At 70.4% G+C, this 20,582-nt stretch carries 14 protein-coding genes; 5 read left to right on the top strand and 9 right to left on the bottom strand.

The window, feature by feature from the left end:
* Positions 1-37: 37 nt before the first annotated feature.
* Genes gatB through gatC form a run of 3 tightly spaced genes read right to left on the bottom strand, consistent with a single transcriptional unit; the run spans position 38 to position 3,362 of the window.
* Entirely contained in the window at positions 38-1,555 is a 1,518-nt protein-coding gene (gene gatB, locus ACIGEP_RS04645; protein ID WP_396660442.1) for an Asp-tRNA(Asn)/Glu-tRNA(Gln) amidotransferase subunit GatB, read from the bottom strand.
* Positions 1,555-3,066 (bottom strand): Asp-tRNA(Asn)/Glu-tRNA(Gln) amidotransferase subunit GatA, encoded by a 1,512-nt coding sequence (gene gatA / locus ACIGEP_RS04640; RefSeq protein WP_396660441.1) that lies wholly within the window; start codon positions 3,064-3,066, stop codon positions 1,555-1,557. The genes gatB and gatA overlap by 1 nt, the downstream gene beginning before the upstream one ends.
* Positions 3,063-3,362, bottom strand: a complete 300-nt coding sequence (gene gatC / locus ACIGEP_RS04635; RefSeq protein ID WP_251580976.1) for an Asp-tRNA(Asn)/Glu-tRNA(Gln) amidotransferase subunit GatC — start codon at positions 3,360-3,362, stop codon at positions 3,063-3,065. Before gatC ends, gatA begins: the two co-directional genes overlap by 4 nt.
* Positions 3,363-3,419: 57 nt before the next feature.
* Here gatC and ACIGEP_RS04630 point away from each other — a divergent pair, with 57 nt between their 5' ends.
* The gene (locus ACIGEP_RS04630) at positions 3,420-5,120 is read left to right on the top strand and encodes a long-chain-fatty-acid--CoA ligase (RefSeq protein ID WP_396660440.1); all 1,701 of its coding nucleotides are present in this window, start codon (positions 3,420-3,422) and stop codon (positions 5,118-5,120) included.
* 2 nt (positions 5,121-5,122) lie between these two features.
* Here ACIGEP_RS04630 and ligA read toward each other — a convergent pair whose 3' ends face one another.
* Both ligA and ACIGEP_RS04620 read right to left on the bottom strand, forming a co-directional pair.
* Positions 5,123-7,447 carry an NAD-dependent DNA ligase LigA gene (gene ligA, locus ACIGEP_RS04625; protein ID WP_396660439.1) on the bottom strand — a complete coding sequence of 775 codons (2,325 nt, stop codon included), beginning with the start codon at positions 7,445-7,447 and terminating at the stop codon, positions 5,123-5,125.
* On the bottom strand, positions 7,420-8,112 hold the full coding sequence (locus ACIGEP_RS04620; RefSeq protein ID WP_396660438.1) for a DUF4166 domain-containing protein: 693 nt from the start codon (positions 8,110-8,112) through the stop codon (positions 7,420-7,422). Before ACIGEP_RS04620 ends, ligA begins: the two co-directional genes overlap by 28 nt.
* A gap of 39 nt (positions 8,113-8,151) precedes the next feature.
* Between ACIGEP_RS04620 and ACIGEP_RS04615 the strand changes: the two genes are divergently transcribed.
* Positions 8,152-9,168 (top strand): epimerase, encoded by a 1,017-nt coding sequence (locus ACIGEP_RS04615; protein ID WP_396660437.1) that lies wholly within the window; start codon positions 8,152-8,154, stop codon positions 9,166-9,168.
* Here the strand turns inward: ACIGEP_RS04615 and mnmA are convergent.
* Both mnmA and ACIGEP_RS04605 read right to left on the bottom strand, forming a co-directional pair.
* Entirely contained in the window at positions 9,125-10,222 is a 1,098-nt protein-coding gene (gene mnmA / locus ACIGEP_RS04610) for a tRNA 2-thiouridine(34) synthase MnmA (RefSeq protein ID WP_396660436.1), read from the bottom strand. The genes ACIGEP_RS04615 and mnmA overlap by 44 nt on opposite strands.
* 9 nt (positions 10,223-10,231) lie before the next feature.
* On the bottom strand, positions 10,232-11,416 hold the full coding sequence (locus ACIGEP_RS04605; protein WP_396661016.1) for a cysteine desulfurase family protein: 1,185 nt from the start codon (positions 11,414-11,416) through the stop codon (positions 10,232-10,234).
* A 51-nt stretch (positions 11,417-11,467) separates the two neighbouring features.
* Here ACIGEP_RS04605 and glgX point away from each other — a divergent pair, with 51 nt between their 5' ends.
* From glgX to glgB, 3 genes are read left to right on the top strand one after another with little or no spacing between them, the layout of a single operon-like run.
* Positions 11,468-13,567 (top strand): glycogen debranching protein GlgX, encoded by a 2,100-nt coding sequence (gene glgX / locus ACIGEP_RS04600; RefSeq protein ID WP_396660435.1) that lies wholly within the window; start codon positions 11,468-11,470, stop codon positions 13,565-13,567.
* Positions 13,568-13,611: 44 nt separating this feature from the next.
* Positions 13,612-15,687: an alpha-1,4-glucan--maltose-1-phosphate maltosyltransferase gene (locus ACIGEP_RS04595; RefSeq protein WP_396660434.1), complete on the top strand. Its 2,076-nt coding sequence runs from the start codon at positions 13,612-13,614 to the stop codon at positions 15,685-15,687.
* Positions 15,684-17,825: a 1,4-alpha-glucan branching protein GlgB gene (glgB, locus tag ACIGEP_RS04590; protein WP_396660433.1), complete on the top strand. Its 2,142-nt coding sequence runs from the start codon at positions 15,684-15,686 to the stop codon at positions 17,823-17,825. Before ACIGEP_RS04595 ends, glgB begins: the two co-directional genes overlap by 4 nt.
* 39 nt (positions 17,826-17,864) lie before the next feature.
* Here the strand turns inward: glgB and ACIGEP_RS04585 are convergent, their stop codons facing one another.
* Together ACIGEP_RS04585 and ACIGEP_RS04580 are read right to left on the bottom strand one after the other, a co-directional pair.
* A complete protein-coding gene (locus ACIGEP_RS04585; RefSeq protein WP_396660432.1) occupies positions 17,865-18,800 on the bottom strand; it encodes a tetratricopeptide repeat protein in 936 nt (311 codons plus the stop codon).
* The gene (locus tag ACIGEP_RS04580) at positions 18,797-20,575 is read right to left on the bottom strand and encodes a glycosyl transferase (protein ID WP_396660431.1); all 1,779 of its coding nucleotides are present in this window, start codon (positions 20,573-20,575) and stop codon (positions 18,797-18,799) included. The genes ACIGEP_RS04585 and ACIGEP_RS04580 overlap by 4 nt, the downstream gene beginning before the upstream one ends.
* Between the last annotated feature and the right edge of the window lie 7 nt (positions 20,576-20,582).

Below are 20,582 nucleotides of genomic sequence, written 5' to 3'. Positions count from 1 at the left end.
CGATGGGGGCGTCGGCGCGGCGGCATCGTGGGACCGATCAGGCCTGGCCGGCGCGCTCCAGGATGAGCTCGCGGACGCGTGCGGCATCCGCCTGGCCCTTCATGGCCTTCATGACGGCGCCGATGACGGCGCCGGCGGCCTGGACCTTGCCGTCCTGGATCTTCGCCAGGACGTCCGGCTGCGCGGCGAGGGCATCGTCAATCGCCGCGATGAGGGCACCGTCGTCCGAGACGACCGCGAGCCCGCGGGCGTCGACGACCTCCTGCGGCGTCCCCTCGCCGGCGATGACACCCTCCAGGACCTGGCGCGCGAGCTTGTCGGTGAGCGTGCCGGCATCCACGAGCTTCTGGAGCTCCGCGACGGACTCGGGCGACACGAGCGCGGCTGGCTCGGCGCCCTGCGCGTTCGCGACGCGGGTGATCTCTCCCGTCCACCACTTACGGGCGGATGCCGGTGACGCACCTGCGGCGATCGTCGCCTCCACCTCGCCGAGCAGACCGCCGTTGGCGACGTCCTGGAACTCGAGGTCGGTGAAGCCCCACTCCGACTTCAGCCGTCGACGGTACACCGAGGGAGGCTCGGGCAGCGCGGCGCGCAGTTCCTCGATCAGCTCGGTCGACGGCTCGACCGGCAGGAGGTCCGGCTCGGGGAAGTAGCGGTAGTCGTCGGCATCGGACTTCGGACGACCGGGCGAGGTGCGACCGGTGTCCTCGTGCCAGTGACGGGTCTCCTGCGTGATGGTGCCGCCGGCGGCGAGGATGGTGGCTTGCCGCTGGATCTCGTATCGCACTGCGCGCTCCACCGAGCGCATCGAGTTGACGTTCTTCGTCTCGGTGCGCGTGCCGAGCTTCTCCTGGCCGCGCGGACGCAGCGACACGTTCGCGTCGCAGCGGAGGTTCCCCCGCTCCATGCGGGCCTCGGAGATCCCGAGCGAGCGAACGATGTCACGGATCGCGGCCACGTAGGCCTTCGCGACCTCGGGGGCACGGCGCTCGGTGCCGAAGATCGGCTTCGTGACGATCTCGACGAGTGGGACGCCCGCCCGGTTGTAGTCGACCAGCGAATACTCGGCGCCCTGGATGCGGCCGGTCGACCCACCCACGTGCGTGAGCTTGCCGGCATCCTCCTCCATGTGGGCGCGCTCGATCGGGATCTGGAAGACGTCGCCGCCTTCCAGCTCGATCTCGACGCTGCCTTCGAACGCGATCGGCTCGTCGTACTGCGAGATCTGGTAGTTCTTGCCGAGGTCCGGGTAGAAGTAGTTCTTCCGCGCGAACCGCGACGAGGGGGCGATGGAGCAGCCGAGGGCGAGCCCCAGGCTGATCGAGTACCGCACGGCGGTCTCGTTGACCACCGGCAGCGACCCCGGCAGGCCCATGTCGACCGGGGCGACGAGGGTGTTCGGCGCTGCGTCGTGGTTCGCCTCGTTGGCGGGGTTGCCAGCGGGCGAGAACATCTTCGTCTCGGTGTTGAGCTCGACGTGGACCTCGAAGCCGAGCACCGGCTCGAACATCTCGAGCGCGGCGTCGAAGTCCATCAGCGCGTCCTTGGCCATCAGCGGGCTCCTCCGAGGATCGGGGCGCGGTCCAGGATCGGACCGCCCCAGCTGTCGACGAGCAGGGCTTCGAGTGCCGCACCCACCCGGTAGAGCCGTGCGTCCTCACGCGCGGGTGCGACGAACTGGATGCCGACGGGCAACCCGTCTTCGGCGGCCAGACCCGAGGGGATCGAGATGCCGGGCACGCCGGCGAGGTTCACCGGGATCGTCGTGACGTCGTTGAGGTACATCTGCAGCGGATCGTCGAGCTGTTCGCCGAGCCGGAACGCCGTCGTCGGGGCGGACGGCGTCGCGATGACGTCGACCTGCGCGAAGGCCTCGTCGAAGTCGCGCTGGATGAGGGTGCGGACCTTCTGAGCGCTGCCGTAGTACGCGTCGTAGTAGCCGGCCGACAGCGCGTAGGTGCCGAGGATGACGCGGCGCTTGACCTCGTCGCCGAAGCCGGCGTCGCGGGTGGCGGCCATCACGTCCTCGACGGTGCCGCCCGGGACATCGACACGCATGCCGAAGCGGACCGAGTCGAACTTCGCGAGGTTGCTCGAGGCCTCCGCCGGGAGGATCAGGTAGTAGGCGGCGACGCCGTACTCGAAGTGCGGTGCGCTCACTTCGACGATCTCGGCGCCGGCGGCCTCCATCGCCGCGAGCGACGCGCGGAACGATTCCGAGACGCCCGCCTGGAAACCGCTGTCGTCAAGCTCACGGATGACGCCGACCTTGAGGCCTTTCAGGACCTCGCCGTTCGCTCCCTCGCGGGCTGCAGCGGCGAACGAGGGCCACGCGTCGGTCAACGAGGTCGCGTCGTGCGGGTCGTGCCCGCCGATGACGTCATGCAGGAGCGCCGAGTCGAGGACGGTCCGCGACACGGGACCCACCTGGTCGAGGCTCGATGCGAGCGCGATCGCGCCGAATCGGCTGACGCCCCCATAGGTGGGCTTCATGCCGACGGTCCCTGTGACGTGCGCCGGCTGACGGATCGAGCCACCGGTGTCGGAGCCGAGCGCAAGCGGCGCCTCGAACGCGGCGACGGCCGCAGCGGACCCGCCGCCGGACCCGCCGGGGATACGGTCGAGGTCCCACGGATTGCGCGTCGGGCCGTACGCGGAATGCTCGGTCGAGGAGCCCATCGCGAACTCGTCCATGTTCGTCTTGCCGAGCGGGACGAGACCGGCGGCGCGGGAACGTGCGACGACGGTGGCGTCGTACGGCGACATGTAGCCCTCGAGGATCTTCGACCCGCTCGTGGACGGCATGTCGGTCGTCACGAGGACGTCCTTGATGGCCAGCGGCACGCCGGCGAGTTCGCCGAGCTCCTCACCGGCGGCGCGGCGACGGTCGATGCCCGCCGCGACCTCGATCGCGTGGTCGGAGACGTGGAGGAAAGCGTGGACGTCGCCGTCGACGGCAGCGATGCGATCGAGGTGGGCCTGCGTGGCCTCGACGCTCGAGAGCTCGCCCGCGCGCAGCTTCGCCGAGAGGTCGGCGGCGGTCAGCTTCAGGATGTCGCTCACTGCTCCTCCCCCAGGATCGCTGTCACGCGGAAGCGGCCGTCGGCGGCATCCGGTGCGTTCTGGAGCACCTCGTCGACGGTCAGCATGTCGCCGGGGACGTCGGGGCGGAACACGTTGCGGAGCGGGATCGGGTGGCTCGTCGCGGCGACCTCGGGAGTGGCGACCTCGGACACCTTGGCGATGTTGTCGACGATCGCGTCGAGCTGGCCGGTGAGACGCTCCACCTCCTCGTCGCTCAGCTGGATCCGGGCGAGCACGCCGAGATGGCGCACGAGATCGGGGGTGATTTCAGACACTCCGACAGTCTAGTTCGGGCAGCTCGCCGTCCCGAGCCCGCGCCCTAGGCTGGGGGCGTGACCGATTCGCTCTCTGCCGATCGCCCGTGGCTCTCTTCGTACGCTGAGGGCGTCCCCCTCGACCTGTCCCCGATCGACGGGTCGTTGATGGACCTGCTGGACGAGTCCGCCCGCGATTACCCGGACGCCCCGGCGCTGCAGTTCTTCGGCCGCGAGACGACATACGCCGCGCTGCACGATGCTGTGAACCGGGCCGCCGCGGGACTGCGAAGCCTGGGCGTGAAGAAGGGCGACCGCGTCGCGATCGTTCTGCCCAACTGCCCGCAGCATATCGTCGCGTTCTACGCCGTCCTGCGCCTGGGCGCGGTCGTCGTCGAGCACAATCCCCTCTACACACCCCGTGAGCTTCGGACCCAGTTCCAGGATCACGGCGCCCGGCACGCGATCGTGTGGGACAAGGTCGCGCCGACGGTGCAGGGCTTTCCGGCCGACCTCCGGGTCGACGCCCTCATCGCGGTCGACGTCACCCGGGCGCTGCCGCTGCACACGAGGCTCGCTCTGCGGCTTCCGGTGAAGAAGGCGCGCGAGTCGCGCGCTGCCCTGACCTCGCCGGCCCGCGGTGCGCTGTCGTGGGACGACCTGGTGAGGACGCCGGCACTCCCGGCATCCCACCCCGGTCCGCAGACCGACGACCTGGCGGTCCTGCAGTACACCTCGGGCACGACCGGCACGCCCAAGGGCGCGATGCTGAGCCACCGCAACCTGCTGGCCAACGCCCGCCAGAGTCAGGCGTTCATCCCCGCCGTGCAGCGGGGGGACGGATGCGTCTTCTACGCGGTCCTGCCGATGTTCCACGCGTACGGGCTCACCCTGTGCCTCACGTTCGCGATGTCCATGGGAGCGCGTCTGGTCCTCTTCCCGAAGTTCGACGCCGACATGGTGATCGATGCGATCGAGAAGCACCCCCCGACGGTTCTGCCGCTCGTCCCGCCGATCGCCGAGCGTCTCCTGTCGCGCGCCCGCGAGAGGGGGGCGTCGCTCCGCGGCATCCGCATCGGCGTGTCCGGCGCGATGGCCCTCTCCCCCGCCCTGGTCGAGCCGTTCGAGGAGGCCAGCGGTGGGTACCTCATCGAGGGCTACGGGCTGAGCGAATGCTCCCCGGTCCTGATGGTCAACCCCCCGGCCGACAACCGCAAGGCCGGCACCATCGGCATCCCCATCCCGGGCACGGACGCGCGCGTCGTGGACCCGGAGAATACGTCCCGCATCCTCGGTGACGGCGAGCCGGGCGAGTTGGTCGTGCGCGGACCGCAGGTGTTCTCGGGGTACTACGGCAAGCCGGAGGAGACCGAGAAGGTGCTCGTCGACGGCTGGTTCCACACCGGCGACATCGTCGAGCGCGACGCCGACGGCTTCTTCCGCGTGGTCGACCGCCTCAAGGAACTGATCGTCACCGGGGGTTTCAACGTCTCACCCTCTGAGGTGGAGGCGACACTCCGCCAGCACCCTCAGGTGGCGGATGCCGCGGTGGTCGGGCTGCCCGATGCGCACAGCGGCGAGCAGGTCGTCGCCGTGGTGATCCCCGCACCGGGCGTCAGTGAGGTCGATGTCGAGGACATCCGCTCCTTCGCCCGCAGCCGGCTGACCCCCTACAAGGTTCCCAAGCGGATCGAGATCGTCGACGAACTGCCCCGCTCGCTCATCGGCAAGGTGCTGCGTCGTCAGGTGCGCGACGCGCTCCTGGATCCGAACGCCTGAGGTCACTCGGCCGTCGGCGCCTCGCCGAGCGCGGCCGGCCCCTCGGTGACGAGCACGTGGAACTGCGCGGCATCGATGATGCGGATGCCGAGGGCTTCGGCCTTCGCGAGCTTGGATCCCGCGCCGGGCCCGGCCGCGACGAAGTCCGTCTTCTTCGAGACGCTCGACGCGGCCTTGCCGCCCGCCTGCATGATGGCCTCCAGCGCGCCTTCACGGGTGTATCCCTCGAGGGAGCCCGTCGCGACGACCGTGAGGCCTTCGAGCACGCCGCCGCCCGCCGCCACGACGCCGGGGCCGGGGTGCCCGGGGGTCGAAAGTCTCGCCCCCGCAGCCGTCCAGCGGTCCACGATCTCGACGTGCCAATCGACGGAGAACCAGTCGGTGAGGGCATCGGCGATGATGCCGCCGACGCCGTCCACTGCGGCGAGCTCCTCCCGCGAGGCGGCACGGATCGCGTCGAGCGAGCCGAAGTACTGGGCGAGCGCTCGGGCGGCCACCGGACCGACGTGGCGGATGTTCAGCGCGACGAGGAAGCGCCAGAGGTCCTTCGTCTTGGCCTTCTCGAGCTCGTCGATGAGGGTGAGCGCCTGTGCCGACGGCTGGGGTCCGGTGAGGCCCTCCTTCTTCTCCGCCGCGGAAGGATTGCGGCGGAACGGCGCGCGGCGAACGACCTCGCCCGTGCTCTCGTCGATGCGCGCTTCGCCCGTCTCGGCGTCGCGGACGATCACCTCGGTCGGAACGAGCCGGTCGACCGTCAGCTCGAAGAGCCCGGCCTCGGTCTCGAGCGCGGGCTGTTGCGGTGCCAGCGGCTGCGTCAGGGCCGCCGCCGTGACCTCGCCGAGCGCCTCGATGTCGAGCGCGCCACGCGAGCCGATGTGCTCGACACGCCCCCGGACCTGCGCCGGGCAGCCCCGGGTGTTGGGACAGCGCAGGTCGATGTCGCCCTCCTTCGCCGGGGCGAGGGTCGACCCGCACTCCGGGCAGGCCGTAGGCATGACGAATGCGCGCTCGCTGCCGTCGCGGAGCTCGGCGACCGGGCCGAGCACCTCGGGGATGACATCGCCGGCCTTGCGGAGCACGATCATGTCGCCGATCAGCACGCCCTTGGCCTTGACGACCTCCTGATTGTGCAGGGTGGCTTGGCGCACGACGCTGCCGGCGACGAGCGCCGGCTGCATCTGGGCGTACGGGGTCGCCCGACCCGTACGACCGACCGACACGATGATGTCGACGAGGCGGGTCTGCACCTCCTCGGGCGGGTACTTGTAGGCGATCGCCCACCGCGGTGCGCGACTGGTCGCCCCGAGCTCGTCGTGGAGTGAGAGCTCGTCGACCTTCACGACGATGCCGTCGAGTTCGTGCGCGACGGAGTGGCGCTTCTCGCCGTACTCCGCGACGAAGGCGAGGACGCCGTCGATGTCGTCGAACGTCTGCGGGTACGGGCTGACAGGCAGCCCCCACTCGGCCAGCAACCCGTAGACCTCGCTCTGGGCCGCGACCGGCGGTTCGGGCCAGGCACCGATGCCGTGAACGTACATCCGCAGCGAGGCCAGTCGCGCCTCGCCGGCCTCGAGTTCGAGCCCGGACTTCTTGTCGAGCTGCTGCCGCAGGCCGCCGCTGGCCGCGTTACGGGGGTTGGCGAACGCGGGGAACCGACGCGCCGCGCTCTTCTGCGCCTTCTCTTCGTCGTAGCGCGGCCGGGAGGCGGCGTCGCTGATGACGCGATCGCGCAGACGCGCCTGCAGCGCGTTGAGCTCCTCGAACGCCGCGACCGGGATGAACACCTCGCCGCGCACCTCGACGAGAGGTGGGTGCCCTTCCCCCGACAGCCGCTCGGGGATACCGACGACACGCACCGCGTTGACGGTGACATCCTCGCCGATCCGCCCGTCGCCCCGTGTCGCGGCCGACGTCAGCACACCGTTCTCGTACCGGAGCGAGATGGCCAGACCGTCGATCTTGAGTTCCGTCAGCCACCGCACCGCGCGCCCGGCGGAGGCCTCAGCCTTGATGCACCACTCGCGCAGTTCATCGGGAGAGAAGACGTTGTCGAGGCTCAGCATGCGCTCCGTGTGCTCGACGGGGGCGAACATCGACGAGTCGGCCGCACCCACGGTCTGCGTGGGCGAATCCTGCCCCTGCAGTTCGGGGTGCGCGCGCTCGAGGGCCTCGAGTCGACGCATCCAGTCGTCGTAGGTGGCATCGTCGACCAGTCCCACGTCGCCGCCGTAGTAGGCCTCACGTGCGCCGAGGATCTTCTCCGTCAGCCGGGCCGCCTCAGCGCGGGCCTCGTCGAGGGTCAGTTCGGGGAGTTCTGCGTCAGCCACATCGACAGTGTAGGGAGGGCCGACGACAGCGCTGGACCGCTGTCGCGCTCGCGGACGATACGGTAGGCGAACGTCCCGGAGTAGCGGAACACCTCACCCACGAGCGCCATGCGGAGCCGGACGTCCACGTTCTGCCGGCCGTCCCCCGCGTCCGATTCCCGGACCTCCACCCCCGCGACCCGGGGCAGCGGGATCCGGATGCCGCGGAACCGCCAGGCCAGTCGTCGTGAGCGAAGCACCATGCCGAGCGCTGTCGCGGACGCCTCGAGCCGCACCTCCAGTCCGCCGCGCCGCCCGAGCCGCTCGACGATCGCGCCGCCGTCGACCCGCATCGTGTCCCGCATCACCCGCGTCACGTGCGCGAAGCCGAACCACCGTGCCCCCTCGAGGCTGCCGTCGGCGGCGACCCGGTTCTCCACCACGAACGGCACGTCGCGGCCGGCCTCGGGGAAAAGCACGTCGTGCCGGGCGGACCATCGCAACAGCGGACCGGCGATGCGCCGGTAGCGCGACCCCACGATGGAGTAGAGCCCTTCGCCCACACCGACGTGGGCGTCCGGCAGCGCACCGAAGTACCGCCGCAGCACCGGAGGGAGGACGTCGATGTCGGAACCGAGGACACGTTCGTAGACCGAGAGCGCGTGTTCCCGCCGGCCGGAGGTCATCCCTGCAATCTACGGCGCGCGATCGGGTAGCGTCGAGGCATGTCCCGTCCCCGCGCCGTCGTCGCCGGCGCCGGCGGCTTCATCGGCGAGGCGCTGATCGCCGCCCTCGCAGAGGACGGATACGACGTCGTCACTGTCGGACGCGCCGCCGCCGTGACCTGGGATGACCCCGTCTCGCTCGCACGCGCGGTCGAGGGCGCGGACCTGCTCGTGAACCTTGCCGGGAAGTCCGTCGACTGCCGCTACACCGACCGCAACCGCGATGAGATCCTCCGCTCGCGCGTCGAGACGACGCGCGCACTGCACGACGCGGTCGACGGCGCATTCGCCCCGCCGCGGCTCTGGATCAACGCCTCGACCGCGACCATCTACCGTCACACGACGGACGGACCGAACACCGAACGGGACGGCGAGCTCGGACAGGGCTTCTCGGTCGACGTGGCCCGGTCCTGGGAGCGCGCCTTCTTCGCGGGAGAGCTTCCCCGCACGCGTCGGGTCACGCTGCGTCTGGCGATCGTCGTCGGTGACGGACCGGCCACCCGGATGCTGCTGGCCCTCGCCCGCACCGGGCTCGGCGGCCCCCAGCACGACGGGTGGGTACCTCCGCACCGGCGCTACCGCGGCATCGGGGACGAGCCGACGGGCGGGCGACCGCCCTGGTACCGCACCCGCGGCCGACAGCGGTTCAGCTGGGTCCACATCGTCGACGTCGTAGACGCCGTCCGGTTCCTGATCGGCCGCGACGACATCTCGGGACCCGTGAATGTCGCGGTGCCCGAGGCATCCGACAATCGCACCCTCATGCGCACCCTCCGCGACGTGGTCGGGATGCCGGTGGGTCTGCCGTCGCTGCGGTGGATGCTCGAGATCGCGATGTGTGTGCTGCGGACCGAGCCGGAGCTCATCCTGAAGAGCAGGTGGGCCGCGCCGGCCCGGCTGCTCGACGCGGGGTTTCGGTTCGCGCACACCGATCTGCGCGCCGCACTCGACGGGGTCGAACGCGAGCGGCGCCTCAGGCGGTCAGCGGGACGGCGGAGACGGTCCGCGCGATCGTGAACTGTCCGATGACGCGCATGCCGTCGTACAGCACCGCCGTCTGACCGGGCGCCACGCCGTCGAACGGTGCGTCGGGGACGACCGTGATCGATCCGCCCTCGAGGGTCGCGCGTGCGGGGACCGGATCGGCGTGAGCGCGGATCTGCACCTCGCACGCGAAGGCGCCCTCCTCTGGCGCGCGCCCGGCCCAGCTGTGCCGGTCTCCGGCGATCTCGGCCGTCGCGAGAGCCTCTTTGGGCCCGATCACCACGGTGTTGGAGACCGGGCGCACTTCGAGGACGAAACGCGGCTTGCCGTCGGCGGCGGGGACGCCGAGTTGCAACCCCCGGCGCTGACCGACGGTGAACGCGTGGGCGCCCTCGTGACGCCCGACGACGGTGCCCTCACGGTCGACGACGTCGCCCTGCTCCGCGCCGACCTTCTCGGCGAGCCAGCCGCGGGTGTCACCGTCGGGGATGAAGCAGATGTCGTGGCTGTCGGGCTTCTGCGCGACGGTGAGCCCCCGGGCCGCGGCCTCGGCGCGGACGACCGCCTTGGACGGCGTCGTCCCGAGCGGGAAGTAGGTGTGGGCGAGCTGGTCGGCGGTGAGCACCCCGAGGACGTACGACTGATCCTTGGCCTCGTCCGAGGCGCGGTGAAGCTCGCGACCCTGCGGCCCATCGACGAGCGTCGCATAGTGGCCCGTGCAGACCGCGTCGAAGCCGAGCTCCAGGGCACGCTCGAGGAGGGCCGCGAACTTGATCTTCTCGTTGCATCGCATGCAGGGGTTCGGCGTGCGTCCTGCCCGGTACTCGCTCACGAAGTCGTCGATCACGTCGTCGCGGAAGCGCTCCGAGAAGTCCCACACATAGAAGGGGATGCCGAGGAGGTCGGCCGCGCGTCGGGCGTCCAGCGCGTCCTCGATGGTGCAGCAGCCCCGGCTCCCGGTGCGGAGCGTGCCGCCGGCGCGCGAGAGAGCGAGGTGGACGCCGACGACGTCGTGTCCGGCGTCCACGGCACGGGCGGCGGCGACGGCGGAGTCCACCCCACCGCTCATGGCTGCCAGTACGCGCATCGTTCCAGTCTACGAGCGCGCAGCCGCGCGTGCGCTGGATGCGGCCGCCCGGCGGTACGCCTCGGGGAGCGCCGCGACGAAGGTGTCGACGTCCGAGACTGTCGTGGACCGCCCCAGGGTGATCCGCAGGACCGACCGCGCCTCGCGCTCTGTGTGACCGAGGGCGAGGACCACGTGGCTCGGTTCGGCGACGCCCGCCTGGCACGCCGACCCGGTCGAGACCTGCACGCCGGCCGAGTCGAGGAGGAACAGGAGCGTCTCGCCGAGGGCGTCGGGGAACAGCAGGTGCAGGTGACCCGGCAGGCGACGGTCGGGCGCAGCGAGCAGCCGCACCTGAGGTGCGACATCGTGCACGCCTGCCAGCAGTCGGTCTGCGAGCTCCCGCAGACGTGTCGCCTCGCCCGCCCGCTCCGCGGCGGTCAGTTCCATCGCCACGGCCAGGGCGGCGGCGCCGGCGACATCCGGGGTACCTGAGCGGAGTCCCCGCTGCTGCCCGCCACCGTGGAGGACCGCACCCATGCGGGCATGCCGCGAGACCACGACGGCGCCGGTGCCGACCGGCGCGCCGACTTTGTGTCCCGCCACGCTCAGCGCGACGAGTCCGCCGCGACCGGCCCCCGGTCCCCGCAACGCGGCGAAATCGAGCGCGACGTGGGAGATCGCCCCGACGGCGTCGAGGTGCAGGGGCACGTCCGCCGCCGCCGCCGATGCGGCCAGGGCCGCGACATCCGACACCGTCCCGACCTCGTTGTTGGCCACGAGAGCGGTGGCCACGGCTGCGCCCGGAAGAGCCGCGTCGAAGGCCGCGACATCGATCGCTGCGCTGTCGTCGATCGGAACGGGTCGGATCTCCGCGCCCTGCGCCGAGGCCAGCCACCCCACGGTGTCGAGGGTCGCGTGGTGCTCACCGTCGGGCAGGACGATCGCCGTCCGTTCGGCGTCGCGCGCCCACCAGGATCCCTTGAGAGCGAGGTTGACCGACTCCGTTCCCCCCGAGGTCAGAACGACCTCGATGGGGTCGCACCCCAACACGGCGGCGATGCGTTCGCGGGCGTCCTCGAGCAGCCTCCGTGCCGCCTGTCCGGCGCCGTGCACCGACGACGCGTTCCCGGTGACCTCGGACGCCGCGAGCCAGGCATCGCGCGCCTCGGGTCGCAGCGGTGTGGATGCCGCATGGTCGAGATAGACCACCATCGCCCTCCGCCTGCTGCTGACCTTCATCGCCTGGTTACTACTGTAGGACGCATGACCACCGCTCCGGCCGGCCCGACGACCGCGGCGTTCGAGACCCCCCACGCGGGGTTGCTCTCGGACGTCTACGACGATCTCGGCGTGCGCCTGCACGACGGAGTCGGGACGCTGCGTCTGTGGTCGGAACACGCCACCGCCGTCGAGCTCGTGATCTTCGACGACGACGACCCGGACTGGATCGTCGACACCGTGCCGCTGACCCGGGAGGGCGGGGGCATCTGGGAGGCGACGACGCCCGAACTGCGGGTGGGCGTGAGTTACAGCATCCGTGTCGACGGCCCCCACGGACCGGGCATGACCTTCAATCCGGCGACGCTGCTCATCGATCCCTACGCGCGGGGGTTGTCCTCCCCCGGCATCCACTCATGGCGCTCCGTCGTCGTCGACGACTGTTTCGACTGGGGCGGCGTCCCCAAGCCCGCGACGCCGCTCGATCGCACCGTCGTCTACGAGGCGCACGTCAGGGGCCTGACCAAACGGCACCCGGGCGTCCCGGCAGCACTCCACGGCACGTATGCGGGCATGGCCCACCCGGCCATGATCGAGCACTACCGGAGCCTCGGGGTGACCGCGATCGAGCTTCTACCCGTCCATGCGTTCGCGAGCGAGCCCCGCCTGCTGCAGTTGGGGCTGACGAACTACTGGGGGTACAACTCGGTCGGCTTCTTCGCGCCGCACACCGCGTACGCGACCGCCGCCGCCCAGGCCGAGGGAGCCACCGCCGTCCTCCGCGAGGTGAAGGGCATGGTGAAACTGCTGCACGAGGCCGGGATCGAGGTGATCCTCGACGTCGTCTTCAACCACACGGCCGAGCAGGGTCTCGGCGAGCCGCGATCCAGCTTCCGCGGTATCGACAACCGTTCCTACTACCGGCAGGCCGAGGACGGCAGCTACATCGACGTGACCGGATGCGGCAACTCGCTCGACACATCGACGGATGCCGCGGCGCGCCTCATCCTCGACTCTCTGCGGTACTGGGCCAACGAGGTGCAGATCGACGGGTTCCGGTTCGACCTCGCACCCGTCCTCGGCCGTGACGCGACGCACACCTTCACGCCGGAGCATCCGCTCCTGCAGGCCATCCTCGCCGATCCCTCGCTCGCGGGCGTCAAGATGATCGCCGAGCCGTGGGACGTGGGCATGGGAGGGTGGCAGACCGGCGGATTCTCCGCGGGCTGGAGCGAGTGGAACGACCGCTACCGGGATCGGGTGCGGAACTTCTGGCTGAGCGACATCGACTACTCCCGCCGCGCCAGCGTCACCCCGGTGGGGATCGGAGGGTTCGCCACCCGACTCGCCGGGTCGGCGAACACCTTCAGCGCCGAACGCGGGCCGCTGGCGAGCGTCAACTTCGTCACGGCGCATGACGGCTTCACGCTCCACGACCTGGTGGCGTACGACTCGAAGCGCAACGACGCCAACGGCGAGCACGGGCGCGACGGCGCCGACACGAACCGGTCGTTCAACCACGGGTTCGAGGGGCCCACCGACGACGCCGGCGTCCTCTCATTGCGGCGGAGGGCGATGCGCAACCTCCTCGGTACCCTGCTGCTGTCCGCCGGCGTCCCGATGCTGACGGCCGGCGACGAGATCGGACGTACCCAGGGCGGCAACAACAACGCCTACTGCCACGACTCGGCGCTCACTTGGTACGACTGGTCGCTGCAGCCCTGGCAGGAGGACCTCCGCGCCCACGTCGAGGTGCTCACCCGCATCCGTCGGGAGAACCCGGCTCTGCGGCCGGTCCGATTCGCCCACGCGGAGATGACCGTCCCCGGCGCGTCGGTCATCGACTGGTACGACGAGGGCGGACGCACGATGTCGGTCGAGCAGTGGACCAACCCCTCCCACCGGACCCTGCAGTACGACGCCCGCTCCACTCCCGAGACGGAGGGTGCCAACCGGACCTTGCTCGTCGTCCACGGTCGCGAGAGCGACATCGAGATCACCCTCCCCGAGCTGGACGACGTCACCCGGTTCGTTCCGCTGTGGTCCAGCGTCGACGAGCGACCGCAGACGGATGCCGCCCCTCTCTCCCCCGGCGACGGCTTCACGGCGACGGGTCCGTCAATGTACCTGTTCCGGGCCGAGTGATCCAGGCCGTTTCGACCCTCGTCCGGCACCGGTAGGTTCGGAACGTGGCCACACAGATCTCCTCCGCTTCCGTCCGCAGCTCCGCAGAGATCCCGGTCCGGCCGGTGAAGCCGACCAAGAAGGATGCCGGCATCCGCAACGGCCGCATCCCGATCGCCTCCCATCGCCCCAGCGTGCCGGGCGGAAGATTCGCCCCGACCGCATTCGTGGGCGAATCCGTCCCCTTCGCGGTCGCCGCCTTCCGCGAAGGCCATGACCGCATCGGCGTGCATCTGCGCCTCACCGCGCCCTCCGGTGCCGTGACGCTGCACCGACTCCTCCCCCTCGCTGACGGGTTCGACACCTGGCGCGTCGTGGTCGCGCCGCTCGAGCAGGGCACGTGGAAGTTCCGCTTCGAGACGTTCGCCGACGACTACGCGACGTGGCGTCACGCCGCAGAGGTGAAGATCGCCGCCGGGGTCGATCCGATCCTCATGCGGGAGATGGGCGCGCGGCTGTTCGAGCGGGCCGCTGCCGAGAAGACGCGGCCCCTGGACGAGCGCACCGCGCTGACGACAGCCGCACGGGCTCTCCGGGACGAGGCGGTGGACGACGGTGCCGCGCTGATCGTGGTCCGCGACCCGGGACTCGCCCGCGCCTTCGCCGAGCGCCCCGCGACCTCCCTCCACACCCTCCACGAGGAGAACACGCTGCTCGTCGAACGCGAGCGCGCCGGCGTCGGCGCCTGGTACGAGTTCTTCCCCCGCTCCGAAGGCGCCGTGCGTCTTCCGGACGGCGGGGTGCGCAGCGGCACCTTCCGCACCGCGGCCGAGAGACTCCCCGCCGTCGCCGACATGGGGTTCGATGTGGTCTACCTGCCGCCGATCCATCCCATCGGCGAGGTCAACCGCAAGGGCCCGAACAACACGCTCGAGGCCGGTCCGGGCGACCCCGGATCTCCCTGGGCCATCGGATCGGCCGACGGCGGGCACGACACCGTTCATCCGGACCTCGGGACGCTGGAGGACTTCCGTGCCTTCGTGGCGGCCGCGAACGCGCTGGGCCTCGAGATCGCCTTGGATCTCGCCCTCCAGGCCGCACCCGACCACCCGTGGGTGACCGAGCATCCGGAGTGGTTCACGACCCTCCCCGACGGTTCGATCGCGTTCGCGGAGAATCCGCCGAAGAAGTACCAGGACATCTACCCGGTCAACTTCGACAACGACCCGGTCGGGATCCGAGCCGAGGTGCTGCGGATCGTGCAGCACTGGATCCGGCAGGGGGTGAAGATCTTCCGCGTCGACAACCCGCACACCAAGCCCCTCCAGTTCTGGGAGTGGCTGATCCGGACGGTGAACGCGGAGCACCCGGACGTCGTGTTCCTCGCCGAGGCGTTCACCCGGCCGATGCCGATGCGAGCGCTCGCACAGAGCGGGTTCCAGCAGAGCTACTCCTACTTCACCTGGCGCAACACCCGCACGGAACTCGAGGAGTTCTTCGCGTCGATCTCGGACGAGACGGCGGACTTCATGCGTCCGAACCTGTTCGTGAACACCCCCGACATCCTGACGGAGTACCTGCAGTTCGGCGGCCGTCCCGCTTACCGCATCCGGGCCGCACTCGCGGCGACGGCGGGGGCGAGCTACGGGGTCTATGCCGGCTACGAGCTCTACGAGAACGTGGCTCGCCCCGGTTCCGAGGAGAACATCGACAACGAGAAGTACGAGTACAAGTTCCGCGACTGGGCCGCTGCAGAGGCAGCCGGCGATTCGCTCGCGCCCTATCTGCGACGACTCAACGAGATCCGCCGGGCGCACCCGGCCCTCCGTCAGCTGCGCGGACTGCATCTGCAGGGATCGGACGACGACGCGATCCTCGCGTACGTGAAGCACCTACCGGCTGCCCTTTCCGCGTCCGGGGAGTCCGACACGATCATCGTGATCGTGAACGTCGACCCGCACTCCGCGCGGGAGACCACCGTGCACGTCGACTCGCAGATCTGGGGCCTGCCCCGCGGGCACGACTACGACGTCGAGGACCTGATCACCGGCGCGCACTGGACGTGGAACGAACACAACTACGTCCGACTCGACGCCTTCGCCGAACCCGTCCACATCCTCCACGTGAAGGCACGCTCATGACCCGTCCCGCTGACTCGATCCTGGATGCCGTCGGTGCCGGCGCCTACCACGCACCCCACGACGTGCTCGGCCCGCACTCCGAGGGCGACCACTGGGTGATCCGAGCACGCCGCCCCTTCGCGCAGACCGTGACGGCCGTCCTCGCGGACGGCGCGCGCGTCGAACTGGCGCACCTCCGGGCAGGTGTGTGGGAGGGCGATGCGCCCGCCCAGCCGAGCGCCTACGACATCGTCGCGACCTACGAAGGAGCTCCCGACTACCGGGTCGATGACCCCTACCGCCACCTGCCGACGCTCGGCGAGATGGACCTGCACCTCATCCGCGAGGGCCGTCACGAGCAGCTGTGGACAGTCCTCGGCTCGCACGTGCGCCACTACGACGCGGCGAGCGGCGTCTCGTTCGCGGTCTGGGCCCCCAACGCCCGCGCCGTCCGCGTCGTCGGTGATCTGAACGGATGGGACGGGACCCAGCACGCCATGCGCTCGCTCGGGTCCAGTGGCGTGTGGGAGCTCTTCGTCCCGGGGATCGGCGAGGGGTCGGCCTACAAGTTCGAGATCCTCACGGCCGACGGGAACTGGGTGATGAAGGCGGACCCGATGGCGCGTCGCGCCGAAGTGCCGCCCGCCACGGCATCCGTCGTCACCGACAGCGCGTACACGTGGTCGGACGACGAGTGGGTCGCCGCACGGGCGACCGGGTCGGTGCACGACAAGCCGATGTCCACCTACGAGCTGCATCTCGGCTCGTGGCGGCCCGGGCTCGGGTACCGCGATGCGGCCGACGAGCTCGTGGCGTACGTCGGCGCGCAGGGGTTCACGCATGTCGAGTTCCTCCCCCTCGCCGAGCACCCGTTCGGCGGCTCCTGGGGCTACCAGGTGACGGGCTACTACGCGCCCACGAGCCGGTTCGGCAGCCCCGACGACCTCCGCTACCTCATCGACCGGCTGCATCGGGCCGGCATCGGGGTCATCATGGACTGGGTGCCGGGCCACTTCCCGAAGGACGCGTTCGCCCTCGCCCGGTTCGACGGAGCGCCCCTGTACGAGCACCCGGACCCCCGCCGCGGTGAGCACCGCGACTGGGGCACGTACATCTTCGACTACGGCCGCAACGAGGTCCGCAACTTCCTCGTCGCGAACGCCCTCTACTGGTTCGAGGAGTTCCACGTCGACGGTCTCCGGGTCGACGCCGTCGCCTCGATGCTCTATCTGGACTACTCCCGCGAGGAGGGACAGTGGGAGCCCAACATCCATGGCGGCCGCGAGAACCTCGAGGCCATCCGATTCCTGCAGGAGGTCAACGCGACCGCGTACAAGCGCCATCCCGGCATCGCGATGATCGCGGAGGAGTCGACGAGCTTCCCCGGAGTGACCGCACCGACCAGCCAGGGCGGTCTCGGCTTCGGCTTCAAGTGGAACATGGGCTGGATGAACGACTCGCTCGTCTACATCGGCCGCGACCCGCTGTACCGGTCCCACCACGAGGGAGAACTGTCGTTCTCCTTCGTCTATGCGTTCAGTGAGAACTTCGTCCTCCCCATCAGCCACGACGAGGTCGTGCACGGCAAGGGATCTCTGTTCACGCGGATGCCGGGCGACCACTGGCAGCAACTCGCCAACATGCGCGCGTTCCTCGCATACATGTGGGGACACCCGGGCAAGCAGCTCCTGTTCATGGGGCAGGAGTTCGGGCAGATGTCGGAGTGGTCCGAGGGCCGCGGCCTCGACTGGTGGATGCTGGACCAGCCCGCACACCAGCAGTTGCAGCACTTCGTCGCCGCGCTGAACCACACGTATCGCGATGAGGCGCCCCTGTGGTCGCGCGACAGCGACGGCTCCGCCTTCTCACGGGTGTGGCCGCACACCCCCGACAGCAACGTCCTCGGCTTCGCACGGCGAGATCACGACGGCGGCACCGTCGTCGTCCTGTGCAACTTCGCAGGCTCGCCGCGACACGACGTGCGGGTGACCCTGCCCGAGACCGGAGGCTGGGCGGAGATCCTCAACAGCGACGCGCAGGAGTTCGGCGGATCGGGCGTCGGCAACTTCGGCGGAGTGACGACGGATGCCGACGGCACCGCCACCCTCAGCCTGCCGCCGCTCGGGGTGCTCTGGCTGCGCCACCGCCACGGGGAGTGATGCGTCGGGTCCGGGCTGCCGCCCGGACCCGAACGCCCGTCAGAACAGCAGACTGGCGAGTCGGCCGCGGGCGCGGATAACCCGCGGATCGGTGTCGCCCACGACGCCGAAGAGCTCGAGCAGCCGCTCGCGTACCGGAGCGCGCTCGTCGGTCGGGAGCGCGGCGAACAGATCGAGCAGTCGTCCGAACGCGTCGTCGACATGACCGCCGGCGAGGTCCAGGTCGGCGACCGCGAATTGCGCCTCGACATCGTGCGGACCGGCCGCGGCAGCCGCACGGGCGGCGGCGAGGTCGAGGTGCTGGACGCGGGAGAGCAGGTGCACCTGGGCCAGTCCCGCCTTCGCGTCCTCGTCACGGGGATTCTCCGTCAGCGCCTGCTCGTAGGCGCGGCCGGCGGCGTCGTAGTCGCCGGCCTCGATGGCGTCGAAGGCCGCCTGGTGGAGAGGCGGGAGTGCCGGCGCGTCCGCCTCGGCATCCGTCGGCGCGTCGCCTGTCGGCACCGTGCCGGTCACGCCGTGCTGGGCGGCCAGCTGCAAGAGCTGTGCGAACACCTCACGCACCTGCGCCTCGGGTACGGCTCCGGTGAACAGCTGCACGGGCTGTCCCGCGACAAGAGCCACGACCAGTGGGATGGACTGCGCGCGGAAGCTCTGTGCGAGCTGCGGATTCGCGTCGACGTCGACCTTGGCGAGCACGAGCCGCCCGCCGAGCTCGTTCACGAGCTTCTCGAGGACCGGGCTGAGTTGCTTGCAGGGGCCGCACCACTCCGCCCACAGGTCGACGACCACAGGGACGGTCCGGGAGAGCTCGAGGACCTGTCCGAAATCGGCGTCCGTGACGTCGAAGACCAGCCGGGATGCCGGTGTCTGCCCGTCTGCGGGTGCCGCGGCGTCGGACCGGGGGTCGGGCCGGTTGCGGAGGGACGAGAGGTCGACGGCGCCGCGGAGGACGGCGCCGGGGGCGGGTGTGCTCACTCTTCTTCAACCACCTTGGCATCGAGGACGTTGGAACGGGATGCGAGCAGCTGGATCTTGTCGTTCGACCCCTGGGCGGGGACGAAGAAGTACAGCTGATCGGTGTAGCGGGTCTGGAACCCGGTGCTCGACTGCGAGACACCCGACAGCGCCTTGACGACGACGTTCTCGCCCAGCTTGATGACGGCGTCGTCGTTCGTCGGGACGGCGGTCTCGTTCTCGGTGACCGTGACGGCCACGATGGCGCCGCTGTCGAGCGTCACGAGCGACAACGGCTCGGAGTCGCCCGGTTCGGCGAGGAAGGACACGGTGCCGGTCTCCTCACCCGTCTCGTTGAACTTCTTGAGGACGGCGGCACGGTTCTCGGCGACGAGGGGACGGAAGGTGTCGGTCTCCTTGTCGAACAGGGCCGCGAACTCGCTCTTGTCCCCCTTGTCGAGCACGTCCGCGTAGGCGGCGGCCACGTTCTCGGGGGGCATGAGCAGGAAGGGCGAGTTGGGTTCGACGGCGACGGCGCCCACGTACTCGGCTGCGAGGTTCATCGTGGCGTCGGCACGCAGACTCGAGATGTAGGCGATCTTGTACTCCGCCCACGGATCGCTCTGGGTCGCGGTCATCACGGTGGCGACGCCGTCCGCATCCTCGACGACCGCCATGAACATGCGCGGCCAGTCGTTCTTGGCCTGCGGCAGGAGCGCCGTCATCGTGCCTGCCGGGATGGCCGGCAGCGGGTCGGCCTCGGGCAGTTCGGTGCGCAGCCGGTAGTTCGTCTCGCGCTCCACGAGCGCCGGTCCCGTCAGGCGCTCGGCAGCCGCCTGGGGGTCCTTCGCCTCGTCCGCAGCGGCGACCTGCTCGACGATCCGACCGAGGATCCGCTCCGCCTGCGTCTTCGTGACGGCCGGTGCACCCTGACCCTCGGGGACGATGACGGATGCCGTCGGCGACGGCGTCGCGTCGGGCTGCAGGTCCGGCCAGGCGTCGGGAGAGCAGCCGGTCAGGGCGATCCCGCCGACCACGAGCGCTGAGACGGCGACGAGGGACCGTCGACCCCGTCCCAGTCGCCGTCGGGCGGGGGCCGCCGCGATGACGCCCTTGTCCGCCTCCTCGACGGAGAGGTCGATCGGCTGCGTGGCGGTGATCGGGAGTCCCTTGCGGCGCGGGCCCCGAGAGCGGCGCACGTGACGCAGGGCCAGGATGTACAGCACGAGCCCGACGACCGCCATGAGGATGCCGCCGGCCAGCAGCGGGCCCGCCCAGGGCGTCGTGACCCCGGTGGGCCACGTGATGCTCATGGCCGCAGGAGCCGCGGCGGTTCCGTCCGAGGCCACGAGAACGCTCATGTCGTCGGGAAGGCGCAGGGTCGTGGCGAGGGAGCCGTCCTGTTCGAACTCGTCCAGCCAGAGGTCGGATCCGGCGGGCGCTGCCGTCGGCGAGGCGCCCTCGACGGGCGCCGACGCGGCGACGTCCTCGGAGACCGGCTCGTTCTCCGCGCCGAGCGTGACGTGGACGTAGGCGGTGGGTGCGAGCCATGCCGTGACGTCCTGCGTGCGCGCATAGGCGGCGAACACCGGCCCGTCGCCCTCGACCCGGAGCGTCTGCGCGCCCGCACGACTGGCGAGGACCGCGCCGTCGATGAGGACGTAGGGAGCGTCGGCATCCGTCGTGATGGTCGTCGTCTCCGTGGCCGGTGCCTCGAGGATCGTGCGCTGGGCGACGCCGGCACCGATCATCAGCGTGGCTAGTACGAAGGCGATGATCGCCCACACGAATCTCACGAACCGC

The organism is Microbacterium sp. NPDC077663, from assembly GCF_044542795.1.
GTDB lineage: Bacteria > Actinomycetota > Actinomycetes > Actinomycetales > Microbacteriaceae > Microbacterium.
The sequence above is the reverse complement of the archived record's forward strand: the minus strand, read 5'-3'. Positions and strand labels throughout refer to the sequence as shown.